Source organism: Microvirga sp. jy35 (assembly GCF_056148915.1).
Genome location: NZ_JBWBEW010000078.1, coordinates 1 through 9645, shown reverse-complemented (window position 1 = coordinate 9645; position 9645 = coordinate 1). Strand labels below are relative to the sequence as shown.

Sequence of the window (9645 nt, the reverse complement as noted above, 5' to 3'; positions counted from 1 at the left end):
AGACCTGACCTCAATAAAGCAAGCTTCAGCGCTGTCCCAGCCCGTCTCGATGCCGACTTTGTCAACGCAATCTGCCAGAAGCGGTCCTTACAAGAGGCCGCACCAAGCGACGCTACGCTTGCAATTCTCGAGTTTATTCCATAAGTCTCGACAAATGGAATCAGAGAACGTCATTCTTGCTCTTGCGGCACTTGCCCAGCCGACCCGCCTCGACGTCTTCCGTCTGCTGGTGAGGCACGAGCCTGACGGTCTCCCGGCGGGCGACATCGCGCGGGAGCTGGCGGTCCCGCACAACACTATGTCGAGCCATCTCGGCATCCTCTCCCGGGCGGGTCTCGTCCGCTCCGAGCGCCGGAGCCGCTCGATCATCTACCGCGCCGACCTTGATCGGCTTCGCGAGGTCGTGACCTTCCTGCTCAAGGACTGCTGCGGCGGCCACCCCGGCGTGTGCGCTCCCTTGATCGACGCCCTCGCCCCCTGCTGTTCCCCGAAGGAGACCCTCGATGGCTGACCGTCCCTATAACGTGCTGTTCCTGTGCACGGGCAACACCGCCCGCTCGGTTCCGGCCGAAGGTATCCTGCGCAAGGACGGTGCGGGCCGCTTCAACGCGTTCTCCGCAGGCAGCCAGCCGAAGGGCACGGTTAACCCGTTCGCGCTCAAGGTGCTCGACAGCCTCGGCTACCCGACCGACGGCTTCCGCTCCAAGAGCTGGGATGAGTTCGCAGGATCGGATGCGCCTGAGATGGACTTCATCTTCACCGTCTGCGACAGCGCCGCGGGCGAGGCCTGCCCGGTGTGGCTGGGCCATCCGGCAACCGCTCATTGGGGCATCGAGGATCCTGCCGCGGCCGAGGGCACCGACATCGAGAAGGAACGGGCGTTCGTCCAGGCCGCCAAATACCTGAAGAACCGGATCTCCGCCTTCCTGGCGCTGCCGATGGCGAGTCTCGACCAGGTCGCGCTGAACCATCGCCTGAGCGAGATCGGCCGCCTCGAGGGCGCAACCTCGGGCACTGTGCTTCCCTTCGACCGCCGCCAAGCCTGAGGCTTTTCCATGGACGTCATCATCTACCACAACCCGGATTGCGGCACGTCCCGCAACACGCTCGGCCTGATCCGCAACGCGGGGATCGAGCCGCACGTCATCGAGTACCTAAAGACCCCGCCGACCCGGCTCCTGCTGCGCCACCTCATCGACCGCATGGGCGTCTCCGTCCGCGACGTCATCCGGGAGAAGGGCACGCCCTACAAGGAATTCGGCCTCGACGATCCGTCTCTAACGGACGACCAGCTTCTCGATGCCATGATGGCTCACCCGATCCTGATCAACCGACCCATCGTGGTGACGCCCAAGGGCGTGCGCCTGTGCCGTCCGTCTGAGGAGGTTCTCGACCTCCTGCCGCCGCAGCAAGGCGAGTTCCGCAAGGAGGACGGCGGGATCGTCGTCGATGCGTCCGGGCGCCGCGCGGCCACCGCCTGAAGGATTCCACATGTCCGTGTTCGAACGCTACCTGACCCTCTGGGTCGCCTTGTGCATCGTGGCCGGCATCGCGCTCGGCCACCTCCTCCCCGGGATCTTTCAGGCCGTGGGTGCCCTTGAGGTCGCCAAGGTCAACCTGCCCGTGGCGGCGCTGATCTGGCTCATGGTCATCCCGATGCTGATCAAGATCGACTTCGCCTCGCTCGGGCGGGTGCGCGAGCACTGGCGCGGCATAGGCGTGACGCTGTTCATCAACTGGGCGGTGAAGCCGTTCTCCATGGCGGCGCTCGGCTGGCTTTTCATCGGCTACGTGTTCAAGCCCTACCTGCCCGCCGATCAGATCAACTCCTACATCGCCGGCCTGATCATACTGGCGGCCGCGCCCTGCACGGCGATGGTGTTCGTGTGGAGCCACCTGACCAAGGGCGAGCCGCATTTCACGCTCAGCCAGGTTGCCCTCAACGACGTCATCATGGTGGTGGCGTTCGCACCCATCGTCGGGTTGCTGCTCGGCCTGTCCGCAATCACCGTGCCGTGGGACACGCTCCTGCTCTCGGTCGTGCTCTACATCATCATCCCGGTGGTGCTGGCACAGTTCCTGCGCTCGCGGCTGTTGGCAGACGGTGGCGAGGCGTCCCTGACCGGATTGCTCCGGGTCTTGCAGCCGCTGTCCCTGGTGTCCTTGCTCGCCACCCTGGTTCTGCTGTTCGGCTTCCAGGGCGAGCAAATCCTTGCGCAGCCGCTAATCATCGCCATGCTGGCGGTGCCGATCCTGATCCAGGTCTACTTCAATTCGGGACTGGCCTATCTGCTCAACCGGGTTGCGGGCGAACAGCACTGCGTCGCCGGCCCCTCGGCGTTGATCGGTGCCAGCAACTTCTTCGAGTTGGCCGTGGCCGCCGCCGTCAGCCTGTTCGGGTTCAACTCGGGCGCGGCGCTGTCCACGGTCGTCGGCGTGCTGATCGAGGTGCCCGTGATGCTCTCGGTCGTCTGGATCGTGAACCGCAGCCAGGGCTGGTACGAGCGCGGTGCCGTGCGGCACAGGCTGCCCGCGGCTAGCCCTAAGCGGGGAGTCCAGCCCGGTGAGTGACCTCCCCAACATCGACTTCTCGGTCCTCGACGTACCCGACTTCGGCAGGCTGGAGCCGGGGAAGCTGTCGACGCACCCTCCCCGCATACTCCTGCTCTACGGCTCGTTGCGGGAACGCTCCTACAGCCGCTTCCTCACGCTCGAGGCCGAGCGCCTGCTTCGGCACTTCGGCGCCGAGACCCGTGTCTTTGATCCGCATGGCCTGGCGCTGCCGGATGCCACCGCCAGCGACCATCCCAAGGTGCAGGAGCTGCGGGAGCTGTCGCTCTGGTCCGAGGGCCAGGTCTGGTGCAGCCCGGAGCGGCACGGCGCCATGAGCGCGGTGATGAAGGCCCAGATCGACTGGATCCCGCTCGCGACGGGTTCGGTGCGGCCGACGCAGGGGCGCACGCTCGCCGTCATGCAGGTCTGCGGCGGCTCGCAGTCCTTCAATGCGGTCAACCAACTGCGCGTGCTCGGGCGCTGGATGCGGATGGTGACGATCCCGAACCAGTCCTCGGTCGCCAAGGCCTTCCAGGAGTTCGACGAGGCCGGGCGGATGAAGCCGTCCTCCTACTATGACCGCGTCGTGGATGTAATGGAGGAGCTGGTGAAGTTCACGCTGCTGACCCGCGACCGCTCCGACTATCTCACCGACCGCTACAGCGAGCGCAAGGACACGGCCGAGAAAGAAGCCAAGCGTCTTGCAGCAGCCGCCATGAGCCACGAGATCAAGGCAGCCGAGTAGGCATCACCTCGAGACCATGTGCCTGACTCCCTGGCAGGTGCCTCTCACGGTCGATGGCGTCATGGAGCATACGGCTTCTGGAAAGCCGCGGTCAGAAAGGGCCCACGCAGTGACTGAGTCCGAACGTCCCGCAAGGATCGGCATCCTGACCGTGTCGGATCGGGCGAGTGCCGGACTTTACAAGGATGAGAGTGGCCCGGCAATTCAGGCGACGCTCGAGGAAATCTCGTCCTCACGGGGGGAGGCCGTGGCTCGCATCGTGCCCGATGGTCTGGAGAGCGTGCGCGACGCCCTGGTCAATCTCGTCGACCAGGCTGGATGTGACCTCGTGTTGACGACCGGCGGCACGGGGCCGGCACCGCGCGACCTGACCCCTGAGGGCACCGAGGCGGCCTGCGAGAAGATGATGCCAGGCTTCGGGGAGCTTCTTCGCCGGAAGAGCCTGGAGCAGGTGCCGACCGCGATCCTTTCGCGACAGACTGCCGGGATCCGGGGCAAGGCGCTGATCGTCAACTGCCCCGGCAAGCCGTCCTCGATCCGGGTGAGCTTGCTCGCCGTTTTCCCGGCCATCCCGTACTGCCTCGATCTGATCGGAGCAGCGCGAATCGAAACCGACCCGGCCGTCGTTCAGGCGTTCCGGCCGACCTGAGGCAGGACCGCCGCAAGCATTCCCTGCCGCTCAACCCCTTAGGCAGGTACGGCGTCAGGCCGGGTTCGGCGTCCCTGATGCTGGTCGGTGAGTACCATCCCGGGGCCGCTCATCCGCGAACGGCAGGAAGCCCTTAAGCGAAATCATCGTCGCATTATTCGAAATTTTTGGAAATACCGTTTGACATCGACTGAGTTCAGGTTCAGATTATTTCTATGAACATCGAACAAGCAGCCAAGCAGCTCGAAGCGCTCGGACACGTCAGCCGGCTCCAGGTCTACCGCACCCTCGTCCGTGCAGGCGAAGGGGGCCTACCCGTAGGGCAGATCCAGGAGCGCCTCGGCATTCCGGGATCGACGCTGTCGCACCACCTCCAGCGGCTCCTTCTGACTGGGCTGGTCACGCAGGAGCGGCAGGCCACGACCCTGATCTGCCGGGCCAGCTACCCGGCGATGAACGGTCTGATCGGCTTCCTGGCCGACGAGTGCTGCGCCGATGCCGGATGCTCGACCCAGGCGGAGAACGCCGCCTGATATATTTTTTGTACATTATTTCCATGATACCGGAAATATGCAAGGAGATGCAGATGACAGGCTTCCTCCCCACCCTCCTCCGCCTCGCTCGTGCGGCCCACAACCGCCGGCAGGTCGTCGCCCTTAGCGAACTGGACGACCATCTCCTGCGCGATATCGGCCTCCAGCGGGCGGACATCCGCGCCGCCTTGGCCCAGCCCCGCCACCGCGACCCCTCCCGGATGCTCAAGGTCCTGTGCTGCCACGGACGCGTCTTCGTCGAGCGCGTGCGCGACGGCTTCGCCCCCCGTCCCGCCTCCTGCTGCTGATCCTTCACAAGGAGATTTTCCATGACTGCGCTCGAAAACCTTCCCGTTGCCGTCATTGGCGCAGGCCCGGTCGGCCTGGCCGCCGCGGCCCACTTGATCCGGCGTGGCCTGCCCGTGAGGGTCTACGAAGCCGGATCCACGGTCGCTGCCAACGTACGCGACTGGGGCCACGTCCGCCTGTTCTCGCCATGGGAGTACAACACCGACGCGGCCGCCCGCGCCCTGCTCCAGTCCCATGGCTGGCACGAGCCGCCCGGCAAGGCCATGCCGACGGGATCGGACCTGTACGAGGCCTACCTCAAGCCGCTCGCCGAAACGCCGGAGATGGCGGCGGTGATCGAGACCCGTGCCAAGGTGAAGGCGATCACCCGGCAGGGCGCCGACAAGGTGCTCAGCAAGGGCCGCGAGACCAAGCCCTTCGTGCTCGCCGTCTCGAGCGGCGACGGCACGATCCGGCGCGACCTCGCCCGCGCCGTGATCGACGCCTCCGGGACGTGGACGGCTCCAAATCCTTTGGGCGCGGGTGGCATCCTCGCAGAGGGCGAGGCGGAGAACGCGGACCGCATCGCCTACGGCATCCCGGACGTGCTCGGGCGCGACCGCGCCGCCTACGAAGGTAAGGCAATCCTTGTGGTCGGCGCCGGGCACTCGGCCGCCAACGTCCTCATCGACCTGGCCAAGCTGGCAGAGCGCAATCCCGCGACGTCGATCGTGTGGGTGACCCGCGGGGCCAACCTGATGCGGGTCTACGGCGGCGGGCGCGCCGACCAGCTCCCAGCAAGGGGCGAGCTCGGCTCCAGGCTCAAGGCCCTCGTTGACAGTGAACGGATCACACTGGTCGCTGGCTTCTCCGTGGTCCGCGTCAAGGCCGTCGGCGACCAAGTCATCCTCGAGGGCGAGACCGCGGACGGCGTCCGCGAGGCGGGCCCCGTCGACCGGATCGTGGTCACGACCGGACAGCGCCCGGACCTGAACCTCACGCGGGAACTGCGCCTTGACCTTGACCCGTGGCTGGAAAGCTCGAAAGCACTCGGTCCCCTGATCGACCCAAACCTGCACTCCTGCGGGTCCGTCCCGCCGCACGGCCACCGCGAGCTCGCCCATCTCGAGCCGGGCTTCTACACCGTGGGGATCAAGAGCTACGGGCGCGCGCCGACCTTCCTGATGCTGACCGGCTACGAGCAGGTGCGCTCGGTCGTGGCGGCCATCGCCGGGGATCTTGCGGCGGCGGACGACATTCATCTCGTGCTGCCGGAGACGGGCGTATGCTCGACCAACTTTGTCCCTGCCGCGGCGGCATCGTCCGGCTGCTGCGGCGGTCCGGCTCCGGTGGACGTCGACGCGTGCTGCGTCACAGACGCAGTTGCCAAGGCAGATGGCAAGGACGGCTGTGGCTGCGGCTCCGCGGATGTATCCGGCCGCAAGGCATCGGAGAAGGTTGCGGAACCCGCAGGCTGCTGCTGAGATCCGCAGGTGTCGAACCCCGCAACCGAATTCCTGGCAGGTGATCCTGCCATGCCGAAGCCAAGCCCGGGGGTGGTCATTGCCACCCTCGGGATTACCCAGAGCCTCGCCTGGGGATGCTCCTTCTACCTGCCGGCGGTGCTCGCCAAGCCGATCGTCGCCGACACCGGATGGTCGCTCGGCTGGGTCGTGGGCGGACTGTCGCTCGGCCTCCTCGCCGCCGGCCTGGTGTCACTGAAGGTCGGGCGCACCATAGATGCGAAGGGTGGGCGTCCGGTCCTCACCGCCAGCTCAATCCTCCTTGGATCGGGTCTCGCCACCCTGGCCTTGGCCCACAGCCTCCCCGTCTACCTGATGGCTTGGCTGCTCATGGGCGTCAGCATGGGTGCTGGCCTCTACGATGCCGCCTTTGCCACGCTGGGACGCCTGTACGGAAAGGACGCCCGACGCGCGATCACCACCCTGACCCTGTGGGGCGGCTTTGCCAGTACGGTCTGCTGGCCATTGAGCGCCTGGCTTGTCGAGCACTTCGGCTGGCGCGACGCCTGCGCGGTTTACGCCGCGATCCAGATCCTCATCTCGCTGCCGCTGCACGCCTTCGTCCTGCCCGGCGTCAGTACGGTCAGGCCGGATGCCAAGCCGTCCGGAGACAGCCCTGAAGGGCCCGCCCCGCAGACGCTGATCGGATCCAGACGCAACCGGGCATTCCTCCTGCTCGCCACCGTTCTGACCCTTGGGGCGGTGACCGCCTCGATGATCGGGGTCCATCTGCTCACCTTCCTGCAAGCCCGCGGACTGGAACTCGCAGCAGCCGTTGCCCTCGGAGCGCTGGTTGGCCCGTCGCAGGTCGGCGCGCGGAACGTGGAGATGGCGTTCGGACGTCACTACCACCCGATCTGGACCATGGTGGCTTCCGTTGCCCTAGTCGCGGCCGGAGTGATCCTTCTGGTCGTGGGCTTCCCGATCCTCGCCCTGGCGCTGGCGCTCTATGGCGCCGGGAACGGGATCGGTTCCATTGCGAAGGGCACGCTCCCTCTCGCCCTATTCGGTCCGTTCGGCTACGCGTCGCTCATGGGCAAGCTGGCCATGCCGAGCCTACTTGCCCAGGCCCTGTCGCCATCGATCGGAGCGATCCTGACCGAATGGGGCGGCACGGACGCGGCGCTCCGCCTTCTCGCTGGGCTGGCTTGCCTGAACCTCGGTCTCGTCGGCCTGCTGTGGCTGACCGCGCGCAGGGGCTGATGTTCAGGCCGACACCTCAGGCATCGCGGCCCTCAGGCGCTTGTCATAGGCACTGGCCAGATCGTGCAGGGCCGTGACCGCATCACCGTTGAACGAGGAGCCGTGCATCAGGGCCAGGGTGCGCGGGGCGAGATCCGCCAGCCGATGAACCGTCGGTGCGATGCTCGGCCCAAGGCTCGTATCGTAGAAGATGTCCTCAGCCGCAAGAGCAGGCCCCACGATGTCGCTCTCGGTGAGTGCTGGACCGTTGCCGAGATGCGTGAGGAGATCGCCGCAGAACAGCGTCTGGCTGGTCTCCTCGTAGATCACCCCGGCATCCCAGCCGTGCGGCACATGGGGCGTGTCGATATAGCGGATCCGCTTGCCGCCAAGGTCGATCACCTCGCCGTTCGCGAGAATGCGCGGCGGCCGGTCGGCCATGTCGTTCAGCGACACCAGGCACCCCGTCGTCCCATGCGCTACCTCCGCGTTCGGGGCGACAGCCAGCCATTCGTTCATGGCGCCGCACTCGTCAGCCTCATAGTGGCCGAACGTGATCCAGCGCAGATCCTGGATGGGCATGAGCCGGGACACGGCTTCCGATACCAGTGGGAACATCTTGCGGAACCCGGCGGGGAACAGCAGCGGCTCGTCCCCGAGGACGAGGAACTGATTGAAGGTAAAGCCGGCCGGCGGCACGATATCCGGCACGTAGGTCGAGAGGCGATAGATGCGATCGCCGATCTCATCGATGCGGGTTTCCATCGGCTTGCTCCTTGGTTTGCTCCGCCGCCAACGATTAGAACCCGGGTTCGGTCCGGAAATGCGGCAGGCCCTTTCGGCTCCAGCCACCTTGCGACTGCACTCGTTTTGAGTCGTGGCGCAGCCAACGACAGGGTATGATCCGGCCGACACGGCACCATGCGCCATTCCACGGGAAGGAAGCCGACGATGTCCCGCCGCAAGCACCAAAGACGCCTGGAAGAGCACTACAGGAACCAGCTCGCCCCATGGCTGGTCGGCACCGCGGGAGTATGCATCCTGCTGATGCTGGCCATCTATATCGCCGCTATGCCTCTGTGAACACGGATTGCATGAACATCCCTGCCCTGCTCACCTGGAGACCGTCGATGCCCCGCCAAACTCTCGTGCTCCTTGCATTTCTTGCTGCCGTGGGTTCAGCCCATGCCCAACATGCGCCCGCCTCACCTTATGCAGGCTTGGAACACCGGACCGTGAAGGCGCTGTCAAACCAGCAGATCGCCGATCTGCGTGCCGGACGCGGCATGGGTCTCGCGCTGTCAGCCGAACTCAACGGATACCCCGGCCCTGTCCATGTCCTCGAACTGGGCGACCAGCTCCGGCTGACCAAGGACCAGCGCACCCGCGTGCAGGAGCTCCATGCCGCTATGCAGGCCGAGGCCATTCCATTGGGCGAGCGCCTGATCACGCAGGAGACTGATCTCGACCGTCAGTTCGCCACCAAGTCGGTAACGCCCGCGAGCCTTCAATCGGCCACGGCGCAGATTGGTGCGACGCAGGCTGCCCTGCGGCTCGCTCATCTGCGTTATCACCTCTCGACGCTTGACGTTCTCACCCCTGAGCAGGGCCGGCGGTACAGCGAATTGCGGGGCTACCAGGCATCGGGCGGTCATGGACATGGCCACCAGGGGCACCAATAGGGCTGTCAACGGAAGGCGGCATCTCAGCCGCCCGTCAAGCTCATATGGCGTCCGACCGCCGGACGATCGTGGCGGCGATCAATGATGAAGTCGTGGCCCTTGGGCTTGCGGCTGATGGCCTCGATGATGGTCTGTTCCAGGCCCTCGTTCCCTTCCGAGACCCGCAGCGGCGTCCGAAGATCGGCAGCATCCTCCTGGCCGAGGCACATGAAGAGCTGGCCTGTGCAGGTCAGCCGCACCCGGTTTCAGCTCTCGCAAAAGTTATGGGTCATCGGCGTGATGAACCCTAGTGTCCCGCCCGTTTCCTTGACCCGGACGTAGCGTGCGGGGCCGCCGCTTCGCTCGTCGAGGTCATCAAGCGTATGGCGGTCCGACAGGCGTGCCCGCACGATGGAGAGGGGCAGGAATGGGGTTCTGATGGGGTGGACGCCCCCCAACGGCCTTGGTGTGCCAAAGTGGAGGTGTTGAAGAGCACCACTTGAGGGAGGCG

General features: G+C 65.9%; 13 protein-coding genes and 1 pseudogene. 12 read left to right on the top strand and 2 right to left on the bottom strand.

Annotation, left to right across the window (positions count from 1 at the left end; translation table 11 throughout):
- Positions 1-154 precede the first annotated feature (154 nt).
- The 10 genes from AC0QTX_RS26695 (at position 155) to AC0QTX_RS26650 (ending at position 7494) form a co-directional block, all read left to right on the top strand.
- On the top strand, positions 155-511 hold the full coding sequence (locus AC0QTX_RS26695) for an ArsR/SmtB family transcription factor (RefSeq protein WP_474606821.1): 357 nt from the start codon (positions 155-157) through the stop codon (positions 509-511).
- Positions 504-1046 carry an arsenate reductase ArsC gene (locus AC0QTX_RS26690; RefSeq protein ID WP_474606820.1) on the top strand — a complete coding sequence of 181 codons (543 nt, stop codon included), beginning with the start codon at positions 504-506 and terminating at the stop codon, positions 1044-1046. Before AC0QTX_RS26695 ends, AC0QTX_RS26690 begins: the two co-directional genes overlap by 8 nt.
- Before the next feature lie 9 nt (positions 1047-1055).
- Positions 1056-1481: an arsenate reductase (glutaredoxin) gene (gene arsC / locus AC0QTX_RS26685; protein WP_474606819.1), complete on the top strand. Its 426-nt coding sequence runs from the start codon at positions 1056-1058 to the stop codon at positions 1479-1481.
- 10 nt (positions 1482-1491) lie between these two features.
- The gene (gene arsB / locus AC0QTX_RS26680; RefSeq protein ID WP_474606818.1) at positions 1492-2571 is read left to right on the top strand and encodes an ACR3 family arsenite efflux transporter; all 1080 of its coding nucleotides are present in this window, start codon (positions 1492-1494) and stop codon (positions 2569-2571) included.
- On the top strand, positions 2564-3298 hold the full coding sequence (arsH, locus tag AC0QTX_RS26675) for an arsenical resistance protein ArsH (RefSeq protein ID WP_474606817.1): 735 nt from the start codon (positions 2564-2566) through the stop codon (positions 3296-3298). Before arsB ends, arsH begins: the two co-directional genes overlap by 8 nt.
- Positions 3299-3407: 109 nt before the next feature.
- Positions 3408-3947: a molybdopterin adenylyltransferase gene (mog, locus tag AC0QTX_RS26670; RefSeq protein WP_474606816.1), complete on the top strand. Its 540-nt coding sequence runs from the start codon at positions 3408-3410 to the stop codon at positions 3945-3947.
- 215 nt (positions 3948-4162) lie between these two features.
- The gene (locus tag AC0QTX_RS26665) at positions 4163-4480 is read left to right on the top strand and encodes an ArsR/SmtB family transcription factor (protein WP_474606815.1); all 318 of its coding nucleotides are present in this window, start codon (positions 4163-4165) and stop codon (positions 4478-4480) included.
- Positions 4481-4533: 53 nt separating this feature from the next.
- A complete protein-coding gene (locus AC0QTX_RS26660) occupies positions 4534-4788 on the top strand; it encodes a DUF1127 domain-containing protein (protein WP_474606814.1) in 255 nt (84 codons plus the stop codon).
- A gap of 21 nt (positions 4789-4809) precedes the next feature.
- On the top strand, positions 4810-6252 hold the full coding sequence (locus tag AC0QTX_RS26655) for an NAD(P)-binding domain-containing protein (RefSeq protein ID WP_474606813.1): 1443 nt from the start codon (positions 4810-4812) through the stop codon (positions 6250-6252).
- A 51-nt stretch (positions 6253-6303) separates the two neighbouring features.
- A complete protein-coding gene (locus AC0QTX_RS26650) occupies positions 6304-7494 on the top strand; it encodes an MFS transporter (RefSeq protein ID WP_474606812.1) in 1191 nt (396 codons plus the stop codon).
- A 3-nt stretch (positions 7495-7497) separates the two neighbouring features.
- Here the strand turns inward: AC0QTX_RS26650 and AC0QTX_RS26645 are convergent, their stop codons facing one another.
- Positions 7498-8238: an oxygen-binding di-iron domain-containing protein gene (locus AC0QTX_RS26645; RefSeq protein ID WP_474606811.1), complete on the bottom strand. Its 741-nt coding sequence runs from the start codon at positions 8236-8238 to the stop codon at positions 7498-7500.
- Positions 8239-8424: 186 nt separating this feature from the next.
- Here AC0QTX_RS26645 and AC0QTX_RS26640 point away from each other — a divergent pair, with 186 nt between their 5' ends.
- Together AC0QTX_RS26640 and AC0QTX_RS26635 are read left to right on the top strand one after the other, a co-directional pair.
- On the top strand, positions 8425-8556 hold the full coding sequence (locus AC0QTX_RS26640) for a hypothetical protein (protein WP_474606810.1): 132 nt from the start codon (positions 8425-8427) through the stop codon (positions 8554-8556).
- Positions 8557-8603: 47 nt separating this feature from the next.
- Positions 8604-9155, top strand: a complete 552-nt coding sequence (locus tag AC0QTX_RS26635) for a Spy/CpxP family protein refolding chaperone (RefSeq protein ID WP_474606809.1) — start codon at positions 8604-8606, stop codon at positions 9153-9155.
- Between the two features lie 23 nt (positions 9156-9178).
- Here AC0QTX_RS26635 and AC0QTX_RS26630 read toward each other — a convergent pair.
- Positions 9179-9645: pseudogene (locus AC0QTX_RS26630) on the bottom strand (GTP 3',8-cyclase MoaA family protein); the annotation flags it as partial.